Source organism: Spirosoma fluviale, from assembly GCF_900230225.1.
Taxonomy (GTDB): Bacteria; Bacteroidota; Bacteroidia; order Cytophagales; family Spirosomataceae; genus Spirosoma; species Spirosoma fluviale.
The window spans coordinates 1,589,881-1,608,626 of record NZ_OCNH01000001.1 but is presented as its reverse complement, the minus strand read 5'-3'; the positions used below and the strand labels follow the sequence as shown (position 1 = coordinate 1,608,626).

Here is an 18,746-nt window from a genome sequence, read left to right as displayed (position 1 = left end):
TCATCGGAGAGTGAGAAGGGTAAAACAAACAGGGGCTATTAATCGAGGGTAAGATTCCCATAGGAGCAAGTACATGAAAGACTCCTTTTATCGGCGACGCACGGAAGCGGATGAGTTAGGTTAGCATAAAACCCTCTACGAGTGAATCCCTAAGACGGAAACACAATTCGGGACATAGACAAACCTCATCAAGCAAATAGCTGGAAGGTACGACCCAGAACGGGACTATAGCGAACACCGAACTACGAGTTAGTTCACGAACGGCACGAGAACCCTATAGAAACCACTGTGACAATCCTACCGGGAAGGCTATTTGTGAAGCTATAATATGCAATCAGCATATCTGACGAGTTCCAGAATGAACGAAATAGCTTACGGTCTGTAAGCTATGAATTTGTTGGCAGTACCAATATATAATCTTTACTATTATATGAAACCACTACAGTTTGTTTGTCTTGTCAGTATCGCTCTAGTCCTCATCATGATTCTTTGTCTGGTCGATAGCGGTCACGACACACCGTTCAATGTTGGGTTTACCGCCAGCATGAGCCTACCGTTCATTTTCTCTCTGATTGTAAACCGCAATGAGAAATGAAGTCCTTATCCTGCTACACAATCGCCAAGAATTGCACAGATGCGACCGATTGTCAATATGGCATCGAAGAATTACAGGCTTATATGCGAAAGTTAGACGACACCGCAAAGCCAACGCCTAAGACGGTCAGGATACGGTATTTCCGACTAACCGAGAAGCTCAAGAAATACAAACCTCAACAAGCCTGATTCGATAGCGAGTCAGGCATTTTTTATACCATATAAAAACAAAGTCATGCGAACCAGCAACGAAGAAACCAGAGCCGAAATCAACTTCCTCATCGGCAATATCAAAGATTTACCATTTGTAGAAGGTATTCTGAAAACGGACGGGATCAGCCACGAAGAAGGGAGGATTGACAACATCGAATACACCGTCAACGACGACGAGAACGGTATCACAGGCAGGGGAACGTTTGCAACCCTGTTCATTATGTACGGCTGCATTGATGAATCAGACATCGAAGAAAAAGCTATCCTAGTTATCCGCGAAACCTTTGGATTCATCGGTAATGAACAGGACGTAGAGATAACGGAGATTCATTTAGAAGAAACCGGCGACGACTATTAATGAAGCCAGCCCGTACCAATGAATCGGTACGGGCTTTTGGCAGTACAAACCATATAAAAACAGACAAGACAATGAATCCAACAGCGTATTTTTTCACGAATCACCAATTAGTTAAGTCGTTCAACGAAGAATTAAACGCAGTTACTCAGCCCTTCATTGACCAGATGAAAGCGCACCTGACCCAACTCCTCAACCAAGACCATTCAGCTATGTTCTTGGGTAATTGGACAACCAATCTTGGCGGCACAAACACAGTAGCCCTAACATTTGTCAATTCATCTGACTACAAATGTGCGTTTACCTTCCTGATTGATGATGAAGATAAGCCGTTCAATTATCGGCAGGTATACGCCGACTTCCATAAATATGTGAGGGGTATCGACATAGCACCCGCCTTATTTATGGCCAACGAAGACATTATCGAATCAGCGACCGCACAGTATACCGCATTTGATAAGTTCGCTTATGCACTGGCTGATGCATTTCACAACATATCTATAGGCGATAACGAGAACACCATCATGTTTGATAGCTGGAAATACATTCCAAAGACAAACGAGCTTAAAATTTTCTTCGATGGAACAGGCAACAAGGACATAAAACAGTTTTCCGTTCATATCCCTAACAACAGTAAGCTATTCGACAGCGAAAAGGCATTTGCAGACTTCCATATCGCCTATTGGGTAGACGAGCCGACAGAACAACCCGTTAGCCTCAACGAATTGGCAGGAGAGATAATAGAAAGTTACCTTAACGATAGCGAACACTTCTATACATATGCAAAGCTAGTAGCCACGAACCTAACCACATTGGCAGGTTCAGTTTACACGCATTACAAGACGACAGAGAACACCCGTCATTGTATCACTATGCAATTCAATGGTGTTTACGGCCCCTTTGACATAGCCGTATCAAACGGGATGATAGTCGGGGAATATAATATCTACGAATGGTTCTCAAAGTTTGAGAACTGGGTAACCCAACAGCAGGAAGCACAGACCGACGAACCAACAACCATACTAGCCATTTTGGGCGGAGGGGGAGCAACAACTGTACTCAGCACCGATGCATACGAAGTAAGGTATGACGATACCATTTGGTCAGGTGATGCAAGGTATATTCTATCAGGAACAACAGCGGTTGTTCTTGATTACTACGCAGAAACACAGTACGACGACCGCGACTACAAAGAAGGTCGGAAGGTAGTGGAACGAGCTATCAAGCTGGATAAGCCCCAAGTTTCCGCTATTCTGTTTAACAACGCCATTGATGAATAGACAGCCAGCCCGTACCGATTCGTTGGTACGGGCTTTTGGCAGTACAAACCATATAGAAACATAGCACAATATGAATCGCACAGAATTGACCTCAGCAGTCATTGAGATTGGTAAGACACGGCCCGGCTACATCCGCATGAACGAGGACATTTGCGCGGCCAACACCACCGACTACATTCAGCAAATGTTGGGTATTTCAGAGTTCAAAGACCAACACCCGAAGCTTCAGGAATTAGCCAAACAAACGCAGCATTTGCGCTCCTACAGTAAGGAGATGGTAAAACGCTCCAATCAACTCTACGAAGACATTACCGAGCCGATAAACCGGAAGGTAATCTTCCCGATCCTGGAAAAATACATGGACAAAAGAGACATCCCCTTTCTGTTTACGCCAACCCATATGTTCCCCAAACCTTGGGTAAGCCATACCGAAGTGCTGTTTTTTGATACCATAGAGCAAATCACAGGAGCCATGCAGGAATTAGCCCCACACGTTAAGTTCGACCGCCAGCACGAAGATATATTAGACAGTGGACGCGGCTTTGCGGTAGGGTATGAACTCACTGCTTGGCTGACTGCCTATAAGGAGTTCCGGGAACAGTTTTGCAACGCGATCATTGACTAACCACCCATAGCCCCGGCATCGTCCGGGGCTTTTTCTTACCATATAAAACATGAAGAATCTACTCACGCTCGTATTGCTCATGGTTTCCTGTCAGACCCATAAAGTAAGCCAGAAACGCCCCAAACGGCAGGTTATCGTTCGCTATAACAACAACGTAATTGACACCCTCACCACCGACTTCCACTACAATGTCGGTAAGCTGGAATACATCGGAGAATGTAGCTGTGACGGTACCCTACTCGGATATATCCACTAGAAGCCATGCCAGAGCAGATATTGACAATGGCCGATGTTCTACAGTTCATCGGCCATTTATATGATGTAGAGCGGGTATGTTTTCACCCCGACGACCCATTCGAGGACTACATCGACAAAGAAAAGAATGCTACCTACACCCCAGAGGAAGCCAGTTTGCGCGATAGCCTGATGGAACAGGCTTTTGATGTATGCGACACACGGAAGATTGACCTATACGCTGTCTGCAACCTCATGTACCGGATTCGATTCTTAGAATCTTTCCAATAGCCTCAACTCGTATGACTCACGCGTTTTGCTTTCTGGCATCTTTTGCCACCGCCATTTACGGCTCCAATCAAATTCACGACCAGCACCGCAGTGCGGGTAACTACATCTTCGTAGGCGGTCTGCTCCTGCTTTGCCTGATTATTGTTCTTGACTACATCGCAGAACGGCTACTGGCCGAACGCCATCAACGGAGAGCCATCCGAAACGGACGCAGAACCAAGTTTTCCCACATCAATTCTTTCCGATCATAATCAACAAGATCAAATAAACCCACAAAGCCAGCACAGAAGATTTTTGTTTGGCGCATCCTGTTTGTAGCCATTCCCTTGCTGATTACGGCATTTACAAATGCCTGATGCGTCCTACTATAATGAGTTTATCCTTTTCTCCCCTCATAACCAAACAGATTATGTCAACTTTAGAAATCAAGTCACAGGAAGCCAAGTTACAGAACCTAGAAGCCTTACAGGCACGAATGAAGGCAACAAATACGACCTATAAAAAATGGATTAAGGCAGGGAAGGACAGCAGGGCTTTAATCCAAGCCGGACTTGACAGCGACCAAATCCGAAAGATTGAAACCTATAAGGAGGACTACAACAAACAACCTCATCCTAGTTGGGAAATCACTAACAACGGAGCCACGATTCGCAACACCAAAAAGCGAATCGAAGAACTCACCAAACGGGTGGCCGAAGCCCAAGCTGCAGACGGAGAAGATAAGGAAATCGACTTCGATGGAGGGAAGGTTATCTACAACTACACCGACGAACGATTACAAGTTGATTTTAACCAGAAGCCAGAGCCAAAGATGATTCGGCTACTAAAGGAAAACGGCTTCAAATGGGCACCCTCAGTAGGCTTATGGCAACGCCAACTTACCGACAACGCCAAACACGTGGCAGACTGGCTGTTCAAGATTGGCAGTTACGCACCCCAAGCCGTAGCCGAACGGGAAGCCACCCAAAAAGCACAACTCGAAGCCCAACTCGCCCAATGGGCCATTCCAGAGGAAGCCTAAGACCTTACCTATACCCATGCCCGTTAGCCCGTACTGATTCGTTGGTACGGGCTTTTGGCAGTACAAACCATATAAAAACAGAACAGAATGAAATCGTCTATTACCGAGGTAGTTACGCGTTACCCTAATCTAGTGGTGACAATTCAGCGCATCGCCAGCGCAAACCGTTCAGATGCCTGTTTGGCGGTCTGGGCCTACAAGAACGGTATCGCTACCGTCAACGCACCCCGTATTGCCGCATTTGGCACTGTTCAGCATTTGGTTTCTCAGGTTAGCCGCTATCGCAACATCTAACATGGACATCACGATTCAGCAACTCGAAAAAATTGTACGTCAGGCAAAAGCCCAACGCAAACACGATACTTCGCTATCCTCCACACTGGAGTTTCATATAATGGAGTATTCCCCCAATCATTTAGGGGGAGACAAGATATCAGTACGTATAAAAAGCAATTATAGTGACGCTATCGGCACCGCCATTTTTTATCAAAATCCAACTCGCTAACATGAACCAGTATAAGAAAGAAATAATTGTGGTATTCCATAAAGACCGCACTCCATTAGATACCCATGCCGAGATTCGGTTAGCGCAAAACGCTACTTCCGGATATTGGGCGTATGGGTACGACCTGACCACCCATCATTCCGGTAGTGGCTGCTCTGCCAACCCTAACGGCAGAAGCCTATACCCCTCCAAAGACGAAGCCATCCGTCAGGCATTAGCTCACATCGAGAAGCGAACGGCAAGCGAAGGCCAACGGCCCAACGATGAAAATTCAGCCGAATACCGGACGCTGAATCTGGCTATTCGAAACTACAGCGCATCCATCAACCAATTAAGCCTGTTCTGCTAATGCTACGCAACACGACCGACTACAACCCTATCTATGGAGGCCCCCTGCGCGTATTGGACGAGAACAAGCCCAAACGCGAAAGCCTGATTGTTGATGCCCTGAATATGTACGGCTTTTACGTACAGACATGGGAAGTATTCAGACTTGACTATCTCGGTGGACTGATTCGCCAGCACACCGACCAGAACGAACCCCGAAACAAGCTATTCGCCGATGTACTCATCCTCAACGGCGACAGCTACAGCCCCCTGCAAAAGCTACCCACCGGAGGATTCCGATTTATCTAACTAAGCCAGCCCGTACCGATTCGTTGGTATGGGCTTTTGGCAGTACAAACTAATTGATTTACCCTCAAATCAAATATACCAATGGATTTTTTCACTCAACTCGCAGACCTCAACTTAGTCGGAAACCTGAAAATGGTCATCACCAACGTCAAAGGAGAACTTAGCGTAAGTCTGTTACTGGATAATGCGGCCAATGGAGACAAAGCCGCTAGTGCTATTGCTCCGCTCCTACTTCGGGGAACGCCCACCGATTTGGACGAAGGTTTCTTTGACCACATTACTGCCCCCATGCAGAAGGTTTCGGGGCTACAGGTCAACATGGAAGCTCACCTGAAATCAGTTGAGAAAGCCAATGCCAATTCTGCGGCAGAGAAGGCCAAAGCTGAGAAAGTCAAGAAGGAAAGAGAGGAGGCCGAAAAAGGCAAGTCAGCCGAACAGAAGGCATACGAAGCCGCCATGACCAAAGTAGAAGACCTTGCCGGGAAGAAAAAGTACCGCGAAGCCATTGCCGCCCTGCCTGACGCAGAGAAGCACCCGGAGCAAGCCGAAACCATCCGCAATCGCCGGGATGAACTCGTAGAACAACTGAACGGAGGCACTATTTCCCTGTTCGCCTAATCTTCATTTAATCAATCTGTAAACCTGTAAAACGCACAATACCTATGTTAGTCGCCACCGAAGCCACCCGCACATTTACGCTCAAAGAAAACGGCCAGGATGTTGTACTTACCGACCCCAACCCATCCTTCAGCCCCGAAGCTGTTCTTAATTTTTACGCCAACACCTACCCCGCCCTGACAACGGCCAAAATTCAGGGACCGGACTGGAACAATGACAAGCTGGAATACAAATTTACCACGACATTGGGCACCAAAGGATAACATGAAGCCAGCGACCCGCACCCTCCGCCAAATAGACCCCAATTATTCTGACAAACAATGGAAGCTATCGTATCAGATCGCCGGGTTTCACGAGCAGTTGAACCGACTGCCCGACGCGGCCAACGTCAAGGCAAACCGCAAGCGAAGCGTACCGCTACAGGAGTTGCCGATGATTTTCTAAATCATCAGTTCGAACCGTTGGTAGGCCCAGAGGCTATGCGGAACCGGGAGAATCGGGAAAGGGACTTTTTTAAGTCCCTTTCCTATTTGTGCGATTACTACGACTTTCCGCACGTTGACACCGACCTCCCCTACCCGCTTAACATTCATTGGCAAATGGAACGCATTGCCGACGAGTTGGATAAAATCTCACTCGGTAACTATCAGGTTGATGTAGTGGAAACCGACGACACCAGCGCATCACTCTATCTGACCCATACCTACGACACCGCCCTACACTTGTGGTACATTCCGGTAAAGCCGATCCAAGACTTCCGACAGGCTGGAAAGTATGCACTGGCTGATTTGCTGACCTCAACGTATGCCTATCTGTATCGAATCGTCGGTATCGACTACTTCACCGAAAGCGGCTGGATGGCCCATCAATACGACTGGTCGATGGAACACTATCTGTACGAAATGGACGAGGAAGAAATGGAACCGAATGCCCCGCAGGAAATGGCCGATGAACTAAAAACAGCCATAGAGCAGGGCAACCGGATAAAAAGGCAGCTTGACTGGAATAAACAACTGAACGCATGGACGCGCCGACTTGACCGCTTTCAACCCGCGACCCCCAGAGAAGAAAAGCTAAAGGCTGAGATCAGAAAAATTCATGCCCTTTACCTTCGCTATCCCGACCGCAAAATTAATCAGGCACTCGGACACCAGTTTAGCGACGAGATAGACGAGGACGAGTATTTCGAGGGACTTATCACCATCGACCAGTATCTAACCTTTATCTGGGAGGACAACGAATTTATTCAGCAGACCATCCAGACGTTCAACCAATGCGAGTTCGCAAACGCATCGGCCATTGACGAACCCCGAAGTACGGCCCTGTTTGACAGCCCGACTCCACCGACGACCAAAGACATTAATTTCGACTGTACCCTGCTTTCTATCCTCAACGACTTTCTTTACTTTCTGACCAATGACGACGACAACCAAGAAGACGATCAATAAAATTACCGACGAACTGAACGATGTGTATGTACCAACTAATGCGCTCGTCACCTACCGTCATATGCGGGCAACTCAGACCCGCAACGATGCCTGGAGCCAAGCCCTGTATGTGGAATCTTTCGACATCGACCAAAAAAGCCGCAAGCTGATCAACGCACACCCCTTAAGCAACCGCGAAGCCATCGTCCTATCCAAAACACTCTATAACGCCCACTCGGAAAAGACCGCCTTTCTCAAACCAACGGGATTGCTTCCCGCCAACGTTCTCTACATCGACCCTACGCCCGATGCCGGGAAAGCCATCTGGTACACGCCAGCCACCACACGAAAGCTGCTGTTCGTTGAAAGTTTGACCATTCCATCAGGAGAGGCACATGTTCCCGCCCTTATCTGGAAGGCCAGCAAAACCGGACTAACCCTGTTCGCCCTGCCCACCGACGAGAAGCCCACCGCCGACACGCCCATGTTCCAGGCACCGTTTTTCAACGTGTACGGACACGGCCCCGTTTGTATGGGTAGCGTCAACGTTCGCATCAAGCGAAGCGCATCACTGGAGAACTTCATGAGCGCATGGGAAAGCTATTTCTTTAATAGCTATTTCTCCCATACCATCCGCGAATCACCCATCAACGGCAACATCGTTTTGTTCTGGCAAAACCAGATCGCCAGCCAGGAGCCGTTTCCTGCATCTGTACTCAAAGCCACTTCCTACAAAGTAAAAGACCTCATCCGATGAACCAGCGCATCCACTATACCGACAAATCGTTTTTGAATCCCCAAAATCCCCTGACGGTTTACCTCATCGGTGCCGGTGGAACGGGTTCACAGGTTATTACGGGCCTTGCCCGAATGAACCACGCCCTGATCGAGTTGGGCCATCCAGGATTGCACGTAACCCTTTGGGATGATGATGTTGTGTCCGAAGCCAATTTAGGCCGCCAGCTATTTGCGGAGGCAGAACTAGGCCACAACAAGGCCACCGTCCTGATCAACCGCGTGAATCGATTCTTTGGCACCAACTGGAAAGCCAAACCCATGCGCTACACCAAACAGACCGTGACCAAAGACAACCGGGAAGCCAGCCTGATGATTAGCTGTGTAGATTCGGTAGCCGCCCGTTTTGAGATCGCTGATATTTTGAAGGTGTGTCTGAAAGCCAGAGAGCGCAATTTTAGCCGTTCTCAGGCCAGCTACTGGATGGACTTCGGCAACGCCAAGAACTCAGGACAGCTTATACTGGCAACAGTTGGCCCCCTTAAACAGCCAACCTCCGAGCAGTTTGCCACCGTTACCGAACTGCCCTTCATCACCGACGAGTTCGGCGGAGTACTGGCCAGTAGTGAAGCTGACGACGACACGCCAAGCTGTTCGGTTGCGGAAGCATTACGAAAACAGGACTTGTTCATAAATTCGACCATTGCCCAGATGGGATGCAAACTGTTATGGACTCTGTTCCGTGAAGGCAGAACCCATAATCGGGGATTTTTTCTCAACCTCTCGGACTTCCGAGCCAACCCAATTAAAGTCTAATGGAAACCAAAGCAGAACCCAAAGTAGCCAAGAAATTAACGCCCTTCCGGCTTTCCCTGATTACCAAAAAGCAGATCAGCACCATTCGTAAAGCCAAAGGTTTCGCCAGCAACACGCAAGCACTGGAATTTGCGCTGGAAATCGTCGCGAAAGCCCTTGAAGGACAGGAGCCTCACAAACACGACCTTAAGGCCATCCAACGCGCGATGGCTTAACTATGCCCCACAGTAGCTAATCTTTACTTTTCTATACACTTCGGACAACATAATGTGAATCGACTAGCATGATACAGTTAGACCTGTTTGGCGGAAAACCCAGGATCATCCTGCCACCCGACAAACCAGCCAATACCAAGCCAGTAGTCGTCAAATGGTTCCGTATCTGCCATGACTGCGTTCAGACTGCCATTACCTATCTGGAAAAGCCGGTAACCATTCCCGCAGGGACTCAATTCAATTTGCTATGAATACCCCCTTTACCTTCAATCACAACGGCGTTTGTCAGAACCCCGAAGTCGTTGTTGTCTATCACCAGTCCCGGCGCATTTATGCTGTGATTCGACTGGCCCGAACCCCCACCGGACGATGGGCCGTTGGACACGATTATCAGGTAGAAGGCTGCTCCCAAATGTGCGGAGCCTCCCTGAACCACGCACCTCATAAAAACCGGGAACACGCGTTGGAATATGGCCTTGATTGCCTGTTGCGCGTATGCAACCGATTTGGCCATCGAGCCGAGTACAAAGCCATGCGCAAAGGCATTGAATCCTTTAAAAAAGCGACCCTCATTCAGTCTTTATTTTAACCTGTAAACACGATTCAAAATGGCTATCCTACTTACCAGAACGTTGGCAGACTTTCACAACATCAGCGAAAACTACCGCCGTTTAGAAACCAAATACTTCAAGATCGACCGGGAGGACAAGAAGAGTCGAATCCGAAAACCGACTGGTGATTGGGATCGCAAGTTCGCTAAACTCTATCTGGAAGCCATCGAAGCCGAACTGGCCCGACGACTAACACCAAAAAAGAAGAAGAAAACAATCCGCTTCTGTTCGCCTGACTAAACATCCAATAGGGCCCATACGTGTGCCCCACCATATCTAATCTTTCATATATAACTAATATGAAACAATTACCTATTGGGTCAGAAATCGAGTACCGATTCGACCCCAAAGTAAACGGCAGACGCTTGTACGTGGTCACGCCCCGATCAACTTATGGTACGCAGTGGTGCCTGACGACAGATGGTTCCTACGCCCAGGTCTGTTATCCCGATTCGATTTTCCCCAAAGGCAAATTTCGCGACATTGGCTACTACTACACCGGGGCCGACATGATTCTACCGCCCGATGAAGTCGAAACACTCAAGCGCCGACGGCTTCAGTACGGACGCACCCAGAACCCTATCCTGCTGATCGACCTCAACGGCCAGCCCATCGGTATCGACAAGCCTGACCACGCATCCATGCTTATTCCTGACTTCGCCCAATTCCCCAAACAGGGTGTGGATGTCCCTACCGCTGAATACTATGCCGAGCGCGAACGCTACTGGAATGACTTGCACGAAAAATTGATAAAGGCCACCCAATAACCTAAGAACGCCATAAAATCGCTGTATAACCTCTTTAACAGCCTGACTGCTGTGCGTGTCTGTGATGCCCACGGAACACGAACCGACCTGTTTTCTCCTTCCGGGAAGCTGTTCACCACCATTCCGGCAGGATCGCCCCAGCCGCTGTTCGTCAAACAGCGAATCATCGTTCTGGAGAACAAGACCTATGCTCTCTACTGGAGCCTTACCCCCAAGACACCAAATCATACCTAGTCATGCCATCCATTTTTGTCCAGTTCTCACGAATCACCTTTCAGGGCCAGTTCCGGGAACTCTATCAGATTATTGAGATCATCGAGCGGGAGTTGACCGTACACCACGCCCATGCGGCACTTAACCGCCCCGGCACTGCCGGAGCCATTGACCTGCTGAACACGGATATGGCTATGGCCAGAACCGTACTGGCCATGCATGAAGGCACACCCGCCCCACCCGATTCAATACCTGTTATTGTCAAACCCATAGATCAATCCAACTCGGCCCCAATCTGGGGCTTTTTTATGTTCGCAAAAGTCCCACCCCGCCCTCTCACGCCCCACCGCATCGCCTTTCTGGCATGGGTCGAAGAAGTCAACCAGATTCTGCGCGAGCACAACCGCACCGACCTTGAACTGGATGTGGATGAAGTTGACCACGAAATCGCTTACGCCTTCGGCTACAAGCCCCAGACCATCGCCAACGCCATTCTGGGCAAGCCAGAGCCGCCAAAGCCGAAGGAAGATGTCTGGTCGAAATTCCTTTCTCTAAACTGGTTTTAAACGCGCATTTTATGAATCGTAATGAATCAAACTGTTCCTGCGCGACCTGCAAGATGATGTGCAGAACCTCGCCCTGCTTTCCCACGCCAAAGGAGGCCATTAGCCTCATTCAGAGAGGGTATCAGGACCAATTGCAACTGACGATATACACCGACCAGAAAACCGAACGTCTTCACTCGGCCATCACCCCAAAATTCGACCAAAAATTGGGATGTACCTTCCAGAACAGGCAAGGACTCTGCGAGCTTCATTCCTTGGGATTGAAGCCCACAGAAGGCCGTTTAGCCCATCATAGCCTAGCCGATGATGGGTTGCGGGTGTCGGTCTGCGATACATGGGAAACGCAGGAGGGTATTGACGTTATCAAAAACTTTCCGGACTCCGATCAGGAATGGAAGAACCTTTTGCTACTCATGCTAACCAACCGTATGTATGTCAAACGAGCCAGAACCTAAGTTACACACTGAGCAGATCATCTGCTCATGTTGCCAGCAGCAAAAGTAAAACATACCGCCCCCTGGCACACCTACATTCACGACTATCCGAAGTGTGGCTATAAGATTATGGAATCAGAATGGCAAAAAGCCCCCCCATGAAGATTAGGTAAGGGGGTTACGTAACCCCCTTACCTAATCGTACACATCGGCCATATTCTGGTTCAGTTCCTCCGAGTCCAGATCAGCCAGATAATGTGCAGTAATGTCGTAGGTGCTGTGTCCCAACGTTTCCTTTATCCACTCAATCGACTTGCCTTTTTTCTTGGCCCGTTGGGCGAAGCTGTGACGAGCTGAATGGCTGGCCAGCGTTGGTACATCCAGCCCTATCCAGTCACAGGCCGCCTTCAGTCGAATGTTCACTAGACTGGTCGCATCGTGAACCGCCTTCTTCAGATTGTAGGCCCGTTCTTCCTCCGAAATGGTGAAGTCATGCTCATACCTGCCAGCCATCCACGGCAACAGGAAATCATTGGGCTTCTCAGGATTCCAGTACTCGGTCAGGATCGCCATTAACCTGGGATTGACATTAATACTCATCAGCTTCTTTCCTGCCTTCTTACGGCCTTTCTGCTGGTAGTATTCCACCCGCACCGGCCTTCCCTTCTGGGTGATAACCGAACTGTTGGTCAACAGCAACACATCCCCAATTCGCGCCCCGAATAAATAGTACTGCAGTAGAAAGGTCTGTACCGACCTCCGCAGACTGGCTATACCCTTTTGCTGATGTTTGGGCGGTATGTTAACCAAATCCCACTCGTAGTTCTCCAGTAACTCAATCTGATCTTTGGTCAGCTTGGGTTTGTTGGCCTTGAGAATGTTCAGGTCAATTTCCAGATTGGGAATACTGGAGATTACCCCTTTCTTCTCGTGAGCAAAACGCAGCACCGCGTCAATCTGAGCCAGTCGGCGCTTTAGGGTAGAATCTTTCTTGCAGGGTTTCTTTTTAGTCCGCAGATAGCTGAAATAACCCTCGATCAAAGCATTGTTGAAGTCGGCCATCGGTACATCCACGCGCATGGGTTTGAGCGTAGCCAAGTATTCCTCGAATACGTCCGCTTCCAGTTGGTATTTCTCCGCGTTGCTGAGGTTCTTCTTGGTTTGCCAGTACGGAATGACCACTTCTCGAATGAAGGCGATAAAGCCCCCCGGTACCGAGTCTTGAGCAATCTGTTTACTTTTCTCCTGACTTGATTTCCAGATCGGGTAATCAATGGCCAGTATGTCCTGAGAAGTATAGGGCCATCCCTTTTCATCATAGAACTCCACCAACTCGACCACTTCGGCATAACGCTTACGGATAAGCTTATTTAAGCGCAGATAGTCCGGCTCGTAGGAATAGAGTTGACTGGCCCCCTCGTTGAAGTGACCCTTTTTCACATAACATTGTGTCTCGTAAGAATATTTCCGGTTTTGACCGACCCGAATGCGAAGCGGATACTTGCCGTCACCGCGAGCCGCACCGTGAAGAACGATAGAAACAGTACCCATCAGGGAAATTAGCGAATTAATTTTCGTACAACATTTGGTACAACACCCCCCCCAAATCCGTCGTTTGGAGTCGATTGGCGGGTTGACAAAGTTAAACAAAAAGTGCGCTGGTTGCGTCAGAACCGAGATTTACTGAGACTGGAAGCGACAATGAAGCCATTAAACGGAGTTCAGGTTGTATTCAAAATACAGCAAAAAACGCCTTCTCCCTGAGGATTGAGGGCGTTTTTTCTTTTTACCTAAAACACGAACCAGTAGCTTTATCTCTTTTGAAGAATACCAGAAAAAGTAGCTTTGTGGACAAGAAACCGCCTATTTACCGTCCACAGATACCCTTATAATCACAAAACTGGCAGGTTTCAATCTGATCGGTCTTTTTGAACGGTTGACTGGGATCGAGCAGTTGTTGAATCAGTTGGCGCAGTAAATCCTCCGAGTCTTCGATGTATTGATTCGGGCTGTCGTTCTCACCAAAGCGAACAGGGTTCGTTTTAAAACCACCGTTTACATCCCGAAACGAGTAAAAACCCGCTTCAACGGGCATACCATCGGCATTAAAAATATCCTTTTTAGCCCGGTCGCGGGGTAAGCCTCCGTGTTCACTTATATTTTTTAGGGCGAGATACCGATATAGCCACAGTTGTCGCATCTTATCTTCCTTCCCGTCGTTCAGCAGTTTTTCAACCAGGTCTTTGGGCGTTTTTTCAGGCAAATCAACTTTGCCGGTTTTATAATCGACAATTCGGATTTGATCGCCGAATCGTTCAATACGGTCCACTTTACCCGCTATCCGCACTTTAATGGGACCACGGCCATCAATGGTTACGGTCAGATAGGTTTCGAGAGTTTGCTCCGTCCCGATAACGGTTAGTCCGGGAAGCGCATTCTGCTGCTTCTGAAAATCGAGCATGAGTTTCTGTGCCAGATCGTACAGCAGCAGGTTCATCCCCGACTCAATTACCCGGCCTTTGTTGGAGCTGGCAAACTCTTCTTCGAGCAGCGATTTAATGATCGACTCGTCAATAGGCAGGGCTTTCAAACGGTACTCCAGGTCCAGCCGCTCCATCACTTTGTGCAGCCAGCTCCCGAACTCAGCAGCTCCCATTTTCTCTTCGATGTCTTCTTCCTCACTGATGTTCACAATCCGGCTGAAATAGAACCGCATGGAACAGCTTACAAACTGATTCAGGTATGAAGGATATAACCCTTTTGTCGTGAGCAGGGTAATTAAATCATTCTGTACCGATTCGGTTTTTGGTACGCTCAGCTCCGCTAGATTTGTTTCCTTTGTCTCGCTTGTCCGGCCAAAGCGTACGCTTGGGTAACTCATCCTGACCAGCCCATTGGAGCGGGGCACCAACTCATGTTCCAGTTGGCGAATAAAGCGACTTGGCTCCCCTTTGCTGTTCCCATAGGCATCTGTCGAGGTCGTGTAAAGTAGCACAACTTCGCTGGCCCGTTGTAGCAGCCGGTAAAAGTGGTACGCCATAACAGCTTCCTGTTCGCTGTAGGTTGGCAGTTTTATGTTCTCGTCAGCGGCTATATCGAACGGAATAAGCGAGTTTAGTTTTCGGGACTGCGGCAGAATTCCTTCGTTCACCGACAGGATAATGACCCGTTCGAAATCCAGAGCCCGCGTTTCGAGCATCCCCATGATCTGCAACTGGCTCTTTCCTTCGCTGGTAAATGGAATGCTCGTTTGCCGAATCAGCTCATATAAAAACTGTTTCAGGCTGCGCACGGTAACGGCTGCCGACGGGTCGGGCGTATCGAGCATGGGTTGCGGGAAAGCCGCTTCTGTGGTAACAGCACTCCCCTGTCGGCTGTTTCGTGCCCTGAGTACCGGCTTTCCGCGACCAGCACCCTGCGCTCCTTCTCCCTGCCGGTCTAACGTTGCTTCGAGTTGTTTCAGCAGGGTGAAGAAAAGATAGAGGTACTCGATCTCGATGGCATCCTGACTGGTGCGGTACACGTCGCGCAGCAATTCGATCAGGTCGTAAAACGTGCGAATGGCTTTCATCGGCTCCTCATTGGGCCACCGTCTGAACAGCACGCGCACAAGGGGGTCATCCTGCCCTAACTCCAGCATCTCCCGCTCGGTCAGGTACACCCGCTGATTTTTCACAATCTCTTTGGCAATCCACTGGAAGAGCGGCTCGGGCGGTAAAACTTCGCCGGTTGGCAGGACATCGCCCGGCCACATCAGGGCCCGAATACGCTCGTACTGCTTCAGAAACGGGTGGTTGAGTAGCTTCACCACGTGGCGATGGTGAAATTTGGGAATTTTGAGGTCACGCCCGTCTTTGGTCCGAAACTCGTGGACGGTCCGCTGCATCTCAAACAATGTATCGACCAGCGTAAACAACAGCGACGAACGCAGGGACAGACCCATGGTAACGTTCAGATCGGTCACGTTTTCATCCAGCGCATATAAGACAGGTACCAGAAGCGTTTCGTCGGCCAGAACGATGGCGGTCTTTGGCTGGGGCGTTGCGGCATCCCGTTGCCCAAGGCTATCGGCCCGCTGCCATTCACTATAAATCTTACCGGCTACTTTGGTTTGCATGCTGGCATTAGGCACCCCAACGACGCGAATATTTTTTTCGGAACCAAGTAGGTTGTTGGATACCTGAGCCAGATCAGCGTGGTTTTGCTTTGAAAAAAGCCAGCCATTGTCTTTGTATCGTCGCAAAAACTCGCCCGCTTCCTGCCGCCTGTCGTTCATGTAATATTGGTCGGCATCCCAGATCAGTTCAGCTTTTCTGGCATCGACCAGCACCCGGATAATGTGCTCTTCTGCTTTACTGAGAGCATTGAACCCCACGAAATAAACCCGCTCATAGGCCAAATTGTCCCGAATCAACGGCTCAACCTGCTCCGCCAGTAATCGGTAGGCCATTCCCCGATACGCCAGTCGCTGCTCATTCAGTCGTTGGTGCAGGGCATGATAAGCCGTATGTATATTCTCGAACAGTTTGAAGTACCGGGTCGTACCGGCCGTTTCGACAATTGGCTTTGCGGATGAAGGCATGTCGACCTGCCAGCGTTCAAGGGCTTTGGCGGCTGTCAGGTAACTGAATAACTCGTGGGGATTGACGAGGTATTGATCGATACGGTCAAAGTCAGAAAGCAGGATCGACGCCCAGCCGATAAATTGCTCAAACTCGACCAGCGGGTCAATTTCCTTAAAAACGTCGTATAATTCAAAGAGTAAACTAACCGAATCGATCAACTGAACACCAGCCGCCTGGGTGATAAAATCATCGACAGCAAGCGCGTGGGGAGCCAGAAAGGGCCTGTCAGAAAGAGTTGCCAACTCATCCAGAAACGTCGATACAGCCCGGCGGGTAGGCAGGATCACCCAAACGTCGTTTAAGCTGGGACCGTGGGCGTCAAAAATGCGTTGGGCAGTTTGTTGAAGAAAAGTCATTATTGGTCGGCGAGTCGGATTCTTGTTTAGCCGAACAGTAAAGATACAACTTGTCATTCACTGACCAGCCCTTTCATTGGCCAACTCTTCAATGCATGCGATCTCCCCGAACAGCCATAGTGGCCATAATATCGGCTTCTACGGCCAGAAATTCTTTCCAGCGCTCCCGAACGCGGCTGGCGGGCAAGTAGGTTTCCGCCAGTTCGATAAAGGTGCGGTAATGTCCGGCTTCCGAAATCATCAGTTCCCGATAAAACGTTCGTAAGCTCTCGTCGGCGATGTGTTCCGAAAGGAGTTTGAAACGCTCACAGCTCCGGGCTTCGATCAGGGCGTTGATGAGCAGGTTATCCATCATCTGCTCGTGCTGGTCACCAATGGACCGGCGCACCCGCGACCGTAGTTCATTTACGTAGTCGTCTTTGCGCTGCCGTCCCAGCGGAATGTTTCGCTTGCGCAGTTCTTTCAATACCCGCTGAAAGTGTCCCCATTCTTCGGCAACAATGGGGGTAAGCACCTCCACCAACTCCACTTTATGGGTGTACATAACAATGAGCGATATGCAGGACGACGCGGCTTTTTGCTCACACCAGGCATGATCGACCAGAATTTCTCCGATATTCATGCTGGCAATGTCGACCCAGCGCGGGTCGGTAGGAAGTTCGAGACCTAAGGTCGTAAGCGACATAAGGCGTAATGATTAGTCAATAATGGATGGATACGGTCAATACACACAAAGATAAACACACGCTCACTACGATGACTCGAAAAACGTTTCTGCTGCTGGCCGGATGGCTGATTATCGGTACAATTGTCTTGCCGGCCTGTCGACAGAAGACGGATGAATCGAAAGCCAGCACGGTTATCGACATTAATCCCGCAAAGCTTCCGGCTTTGCAACCGGGTGAAGCCGTGGCCACATTTGCGGGCGGCTGTTTTTGGGCCGTTCAGGAGGAAATGCAATTATTGAAGGGCATTCGGGCCGTTGTTTCGGGCTACGCCGGTGGTGACCTTGCCTTCCCAACCTACGAGCAGGTGGGCACCGACCAAACCGGTCATGCCGAAGCCGTACAGGTTTACTATAACCCGGCGGTTATTTCGTACGACGTTCTGCTGGATGCGTTCTTTGCCGGTCATGATGCAACGCAGCTCAATCGGCAGGGGCCTGATATTGGCAAACACTATCGATCGGCCATTTTCTACCGAACCCTGGGCGAAAAAGCCCGTATCAGCGCGGCCATTCAGCTGGAAAACGCGTCAGGGCACCACCAGGGCCGGGTTGTTACACAAGTTGTGCCTTTCACGGTCTTCTACCCTGCCGAAGTGTACCATCAGGATTATTACCGCCATAACCCGTATAACATGTACATTCACCTCGTTTCGGAACCTAAAGTGGCTACATTTAAGGAACGGATGGAAAAATGGGTGGTGGAATAATCCATACCAGGCACCGACTTCCGGCTTTCTGTTCGATGACGGCATGACAAACCGGGAAAAGTGCCTTCAACAACACGTAACCTACAAGTGTGGCTAATAAACCGTCATTCCCTGTAGCATTTTGTCAAGTCCCGTAACCGTTCGGCCAAATCCGCTATTGTAGGAATGGGGGGAA

31 protein-coding genes are annotated in these 18,746 nt (G+C 49.3%); 28 read left to right on the top strand and 3 right to left on the bottom strand.

The genetic code is table 11. The features are described 5' to 3' along the window. Positions 1–430 precede the first annotated feature (430 nt). From CRO74_RS31480 to CRO74_RS06660, 27 genes are all read left to right on the top strand, one after another. On the top strand, positions 431–595 hold the full coding sequence (locus CRO74_RS31480; protein ID WP_179830136.1) for a hypothetical protein: 165 nt from the start codon (positions 431–433) through the stop codon (positions 593–595). Next, on the top strand, positions 592–783 hold the full coding sequence (locus CRO74_RS06785) for a hypothetical protein (protein WP_097125221.1): 192 nt from the start codon (positions 592–594) through the stop codon (positions 781–783). The genes CRO74_RS31480 and CRO74_RS06785 overlap by 4 nt, the downstream gene beginning before the upstream one ends. A 46-nt stretch (positions 784–829) precedes the next feature. Beyond that, entirely contained in the window at positions 830–1,165 is a 336-nt protein-coding gene (locus CRO74_RS06780; protein WP_097125220.1) for a hypothetical protein, read from the top strand. Positions 1,166–1,236: 71 nt separating this feature from the next. Next, positions 1,237–2,442: a hypothetical protein gene (locus tag CRO74_RS06775; RefSeq protein WP_179830135.1), complete on the top strand. Its 1,206-nt coding sequence runs from the start codon at positions 1,237–1,239 to the stop codon at positions 2,440–2,442. Positions 2,443–2,512: 70 nt separating this feature from the next. Further along, positions 2,513–3,067, top strand: coding sequence for a hypothetical protein (locus CRO74_RS06770; protein ID WP_097125218.1), 555 nt, complete (start codon positions 2,513–2,515; stop codon positions 3,065–3,067). 49 nt (positions 3,068–3,116) lie between these two features. After that, positions 3,117–3,323 carry a hypothetical protein gene (locus CRO74_RS06765; RefSeq protein WP_097125217.1) on the top strand — a complete coding sequence of 69 codons (207 nt, stop codon included), beginning with the start codon at positions 3,117–3,119 and terminating at the stop codon, positions 3,321–3,323. A 5-nt stretch (positions 3,324–3,328) separates the two neighbouring features. Continuing rightward, on the top strand, positions 3,329–3,592 hold the full coding sequence (locus CRO74_RS06760; RefSeq protein ID WP_097125216.1) for a hypothetical protein: 264 nt from the start codon (positions 3,329–3,331) through the stop codon (positions 3,590–3,592). A gap of 11 nt (positions 3,593–3,603) precedes the next feature. Then, positions 3,604–3,843 (top strand): hypothetical protein, encoded by a 240-nt coding sequence (locus CRO74_RS06755; RefSeq protein WP_097125215.1) that lies wholly within the window; start codon positions 3,604–3,606, stop codon positions 3,841–3,843. Between the two features lie 158 nt (positions 3,844–4,001). Then, complete coding sequence (locus CRO74_RS06750; protein ID WP_097125214.1) at positions 4,002–4,613, top strand: hypothetical protein; 612 nt, start codon at positions 4,002–4,004, stop codon at positions 4,611–4,613. A gap of 87 nt (positions 4,614–4,700) precedes the next feature. Further along, a complete protein-coding gene (locus CRO74_RS06745; protein ID WP_097125213.1) occupies positions 4,701–4,907 on the top strand; it encodes a hypothetical protein in 207 nt (68 codons plus the stop codon). Position 4,908: 1 nt separating this feature from the next. Beyond that, positions 4,909–5,118 carry a hypothetical protein gene (locus CRO74_RS06740; RefSeq protein WP_097125212.1) on the top strand — a complete coding sequence of 70 codons (210 nt, stop codon included), beginning with the start codon at positions 4,909–4,911 and terminating at the stop codon, positions 5,116–5,118. Between the two features lies 1 nt (position 5,119). Further along, entirely contained in the window at positions 5,120–5,467 is a 348-nt protein-coding gene (locus CRO74_RS06735; protein WP_097125211.1) for a hypothetical protein, read from the top strand. Further along, a complete protein-coding gene (locus CRO74_RS06730; protein WP_097125210.1) occupies positions 5,467–5,754 on the top strand; it encodes a hypothetical protein in 288 nt (95 codons plus the stop codon). The genes CRO74_RS06735 and CRO74_RS06730 overlap by 1 nt, the downstream gene beginning before the upstream one ends. An 81-nt stretch (positions 5,755–5,835) precedes the next feature. Continuing rightward, entirely contained in the window at positions 5,836–6,372 is a 537-nt protein-coding gene (locus CRO74_RS06725; RefSeq protein WP_097125209.1) for a PRTRC system protein E, read from the top strand. Positions 6,373–6,416: 44 nt separating this feature from the next. Then, positions 6,417–6,635, top strand: coding sequence for a PRTRC system protein C (locus CRO74_RS06720; protein WP_097125208.1), 219 nt, complete (start codon positions 6,417–6,419; stop codon positions 6,633–6,635). 1 nt (position 6,636) lies between these two features. Continuing rightward, positions 6,637–6,816: a hypothetical protein gene (locus tag CRO74_RS06715; RefSeq protein ID WP_097125207.1), complete on the top strand. Its 180-nt coding sequence runs from the start codon at positions 6,637–6,639 to the stop codon at positions 6,814–6,816. Between the two features lie 86 nt (positions 6,817–6,902). Beyond that, positions 6,903–7,820 carry a hypothetical protein gene (locus CRO74_RS06710; protein ID WP_144035878.1) on the top strand — a complete coding sequence of 306 codons (918 nt, stop codon included), beginning with the start codon at positions 6,903–6,905 and terminating at the stop codon, positions 7,818–7,820. Beyond that, positions 7,789–8,556 carry a PRTRC system protein B gene (locus CRO74_RS06705; protein ID WP_097125205.1) on the top strand — a complete coding sequence of 256 codons (768 nt, stop codon included), beginning with the start codon at positions 7,789–7,791 and terminating at the stop codon, positions 8,554–8,556. The genes CRO74_RS06710 and CRO74_RS06705 overlap by 32 nt, the downstream gene beginning before the upstream one ends. Further along, positions 8,553–9,350 carry a PRTRC system ThiF family protein gene (locus CRO74_RS06700; protein ID WP_097125204.1) on the top strand — a complete coding sequence of 266 codons (798 nt, stop codon included), beginning with the start codon at positions 8,553–8,555 and terminating at the stop codon, positions 9,348–9,350. Before CRO74_RS06705 ends, CRO74_RS06700 begins: the two co-directional genes overlap by 4 nt. After that, on the top strand, positions 9,350–9,565 hold the full coding sequence (locus tag CRO74_RS06695) for a hypothetical protein (protein WP_097125203.1): 216 nt from the start codon (positions 9,350–9,352) through the stop codon (positions 9,563–9,565). The genes CRO74_RS06700 and CRO74_RS06695 overlap by 1 nt, the downstream gene beginning before the upstream one ends. 68 nt (positions 9,566–9,633) lie before the next feature. Then, positions 9,634–9,816, top strand: a complete 183-nt coding sequence (locus tag CRO74_RS06690) for a hypothetical protein (protein WP_097125202.1) — start codon at positions 9,634–9,636, stop codon at positions 9,814–9,816. Continuing rightward, positions 9,813–10,154: a hypothetical protein gene (locus tag CRO74_RS06685; RefSeq protein WP_097125201.1), complete on the top strand. Its 342-nt coding sequence runs from the start codon at positions 9,813–9,815 to the stop codon at positions 10,152–10,154. Before CRO74_RS06690 ends, CRO74_RS06685 begins: the two co-directional genes overlap by 4 nt. Positions 10,155–10,173: 19 nt before the next feature. Further along, on the top strand, positions 10,174–10,416 hold the full coding sequence (locus CRO74_RS06680) for a hypothetical protein (protein WP_097125200.1): 243 nt from the start codon (positions 10,174–10,176) through the stop codon (positions 10,414–10,416). A 59-nt stretch (positions 10,417–10,475) separates the two neighbouring features. Further along, positions 10,476–10,943 (top strand): hypothetical protein, encoded by a 468-nt coding sequence (locus CRO74_RS06675; RefSeq protein ID WP_097125199.1) that lies wholly within the window; start codon positions 10,476–10,478, stop codon positions 10,941–10,943. 51 nt (positions 10,944–10,994) lie between these two features. After that, entirely contained in the window at positions 10,995–11,177 is a 183-nt protein-coding gene (locus CRO74_RS06670; protein WP_097125198.1) for a hypothetical protein, read from the top strand. 2 nt (positions 11,178–11,179) lie between these two features. Beyond that, positions 11,180–11,722 carry a hypothetical protein gene (locus tag CRO74_RS06665; RefSeq protein WP_097125197.1) on the top strand — a complete coding sequence of 181 codons (543 nt, stop codon included), beginning with the start codon at positions 11,180–11,182 and terminating at the stop codon, positions 11,720–11,722. An 11-nt stretch (positions 11,723–11,733) separates the two neighbouring features. Then, positions 11,734–12,177, top strand: a complete 444-nt coding sequence (locus tag CRO74_RS06660; RefSeq protein ID WP_144035877.1) for a hypothetical protein — start codon at positions 11,734–11,736, stop codon at positions 12,175–12,177. A gap of 174 nt (positions 12,178–12,351) precedes the next feature. On the opposite strand, the gene CRO74_RS06655 is transcribed toward CRO74_RS06660, so the two are convergent. From CRO74_RS06655 to miaE, 3 genes are all read right to left on the bottom strand, one after another. After that, positions 12,352–13,707, bottom strand: a complete 1,356-nt coding sequence (locus CRO74_RS06655; protein ID WP_097125195.1) for a tyrosine-type recombinase/integrase — start codon at positions 13,705–13,707, stop codon at positions 12,352–12,354. A 316-nt stretch (positions 13,708–14,023) separates the two neighbouring features. After that, positions 14,024–17,137 carry a PD-(D/E)XK nuclease family protein gene (locus CRO74_RS06650; protein ID WP_097125194.1) on the bottom strand — a complete coding sequence of 1,038 codons (3,114 nt, stop codon included), beginning with the start codon at positions 17,135–17,137 and terminating at the stop codon, positions 14,024–14,026. 88 nt (positions 17,138–17,225) lie between these two features. Next, positions 17,226–17,822, bottom strand: a complete 597-nt coding sequence (miaE, locus tag CRO74_RS06645; RefSeq protein ID WP_097125193.1) for a MiaE family protein — start codon at positions 17,820–17,822, stop codon at positions 17,226–17,228. Positions 17,823–17,893: 71 nt separating this feature from the next. Between miaE and msrA the strand changes: the two genes are divergently transcribed. Next, a complete protein-coding gene (gene msrA / locus CRO74_RS06640) occupies positions 17,894–18,571 on the top strand; it encodes a peptide-methionine (S)-S-oxide reductase MsrA (protein ID WP_097125192.1) in 678 nt (225 codons plus the stop codon). Positions 18,572–18,746: the final 175 nt, after the last annotated feature.

Bases quoted from the DNA above. Each gene is read 5' to 3' on its own strand.
- CRO74_RS06650 (WP_097125194.1), bottom strand. From the start codon at position 17,137: ATGACTTTTCTTCAACAAACTGCCCAACGCATTTTTGACGCCCACGGT.
- CRO74_RS06690 (WP_097125202.1), top strand. From the start codon at position 9,634: ATGATACAGTTAGACCTGTTTGGCGGAAAACCCAGGATCATCCTGCCA.
- CRO74_RS06760 (WP_097125216.1), top strand. From the start codon at position 3,329: ATGCCAGAGCAGATATTGACAATGGCCGATGTTCTACAGTTCATCGGC.
- msrA (WP_097125192.1), top strand. From the start codon at position 17,894: ATGACTCGAAAAACGTTTCTGCTGCTGGCCGGATGGCTGATTATCGGT.
- CRO74_RS06665 (WP_097125197.1), top strand. From the start codon at position 11,180: ATGCCATCCATTTTTGTCCAGTTCTCACGAATCACCTTTCAGGGCCAG.
- CRO74_RS06745 (WP_097125213.1), top strand. From the start codon at position 4,701: ATGAAATCGTCTATTACCGAGGTAGTTACGCGTTACCCTAATCTAGTG.
- CRO74_RS06765 (WP_097125217.1), top strand. From the start codon at position 3,117: ATGAAGAATCTACTCACGCTCGTATTGCTCATGGTTTCCTGTCAGACC.
- CRO74_RS06685 (WP_097125201.1), top strand. From the start codon at position 9,813: ATGAATACCCCCTTTACCTTCAATCACAACGGCGTTTGTCAGAACCCC.
- CRO74_RS06655 (WP_097125195.1), bottom strand. From the start codon at position 13,707: ATGGGTACTGTTTCTATCGTTCTTCACGGTGCGGCTCGCGGTGACGGC.
- CRO74_RS06780 (WP_097125220.1), top strand. From the start codon at position 830: ATGCGAACCAGCAACGAAGAAACCAGAGCCGAAATCAACTTCCTCATC.
- CRO74_RS06715 (WP_097125207.1), top strand. From the start codon at position 6,637: ATGAAGCCAGCGACCCGCACCCTCCGCCAAATAGACCCCAATTATTCT.
- CRO74_RS06705 (WP_097125205.1), top strand. From the start codon at position 7,789: ATGACGACGACAACCAAGAAGACGATCAATAAAATTACCGACGAACTG.
- CRO74_RS06775 (WP_179830135.1), top strand. From the start codon at position 1,237: ATGAATCCAACAGCGTATTTTTTCACGAATCACCAATTAGTTAAGTCG.
- CRO74_RS06770 (WP_097125218.1), top strand. From the start codon at position 2,513: ATGAATCGCACAGAATTGACCTCAGCAGTCATTGAGATTGGTAAGACA.
- CRO74_RS06735 (WP_097125211.1), top strand. From the start codon at position 5,120: ATGAACCAGTATAAGAAAGAAATAATTGTGGTATTCCATAAAGACCGC.
- CRO74_RS06675 (WP_097125199.1), top strand. From the start codon at position 10,476: ATGAAACAATTACCTATTGGGTCAGAAATCGAGTACCGATTCGACCCC.
- CRO74_RS06720 (WP_097125208.1), top strand. From the start codon at position 6,417: ATGTTAGTCGCCACCGAAGCCACCCGCACATTTACGCTCAAAGAAAAC.
- CRO74_RS06680 (WP_097125200.1), top strand. From the start codon at position 10,174: ATGGCTATCCTACTTACCAGAACGTTGGCAGACTTTCACAACATCAGC.
- CRO74_RS31480 (WP_179830136.1), top strand. From the start codon at position 431: ATGAAACCACTACAGTTTGTTTGTCTTGTCAGTATCGCTCTAGTCCTC.
- CRO74_RS06660 (WP_144035877.1), top strand. From the start codon at position 11,734: ATGAATCGTAATGAATCAAACTGTTCCTGCGCGACCTGCAAGATGATG.
- CRO74_RS06740 (WP_097125212.1), top strand. From the start codon at position 4,909: ATGGACATCACGATTCAGCAACTCGAAAAAATTGTACGTCAGGCAAAA.
- CRO74_RS06695 (WP_097125203.1), top strand. From the start codon at position 9,350: ATGGAAACCAAAGCAGAACCCAAAGTAGCCAAGAAATTAACGCCCTTC.
- CRO74_RS06700 (WP_097125204.1), top strand. From the start codon at position 8,553: ATGAACCAGCGCATCCACTATACCGACAAATCGTTTTTGAATCCCCAA.
- miaE (WP_097125193.1), bottom strand. From the start codon at position 17,822: ATGTCGCTTACGACCTTAGGTCTCGAACTTCCTACCGACCCGCGCTGG.
- CRO74_RS06755 (WP_097125215.1), top strand. From the start codon at position 3,604: ATGACTCACGCGTTTTGCTTTCTGGCATCTTTTGCCACCGCCATTTAC.
- CRO74_RS06730 (WP_097125210.1), top strand. From the start codon at position 5,467: ATGCTACGCAACACGACCGACTACAACCCTATCTATGGAGGCCCCCTG.
- CRO74_RS06750 (WP_097125214.1), top strand. From the start codon at position 4,002: ATGTCAACTTTAGAAATCAAGTCACAGGAAGCCAAGTTACAGAACCTA.
- CRO74_RS06725 (WP_097125209.1), top strand. From the start codon at position 5,836: ATGGATTTTTTCACTCAACTCGCAGACCTCAACTTAGTCGGAAACCTG.
- CRO74_RS06785 (WP_097125221.1), top strand. From the start codon at position 592: ATGAAGTCCTTATCCTGCTACACAATCGCCAAGAATTGCACAGATGCG.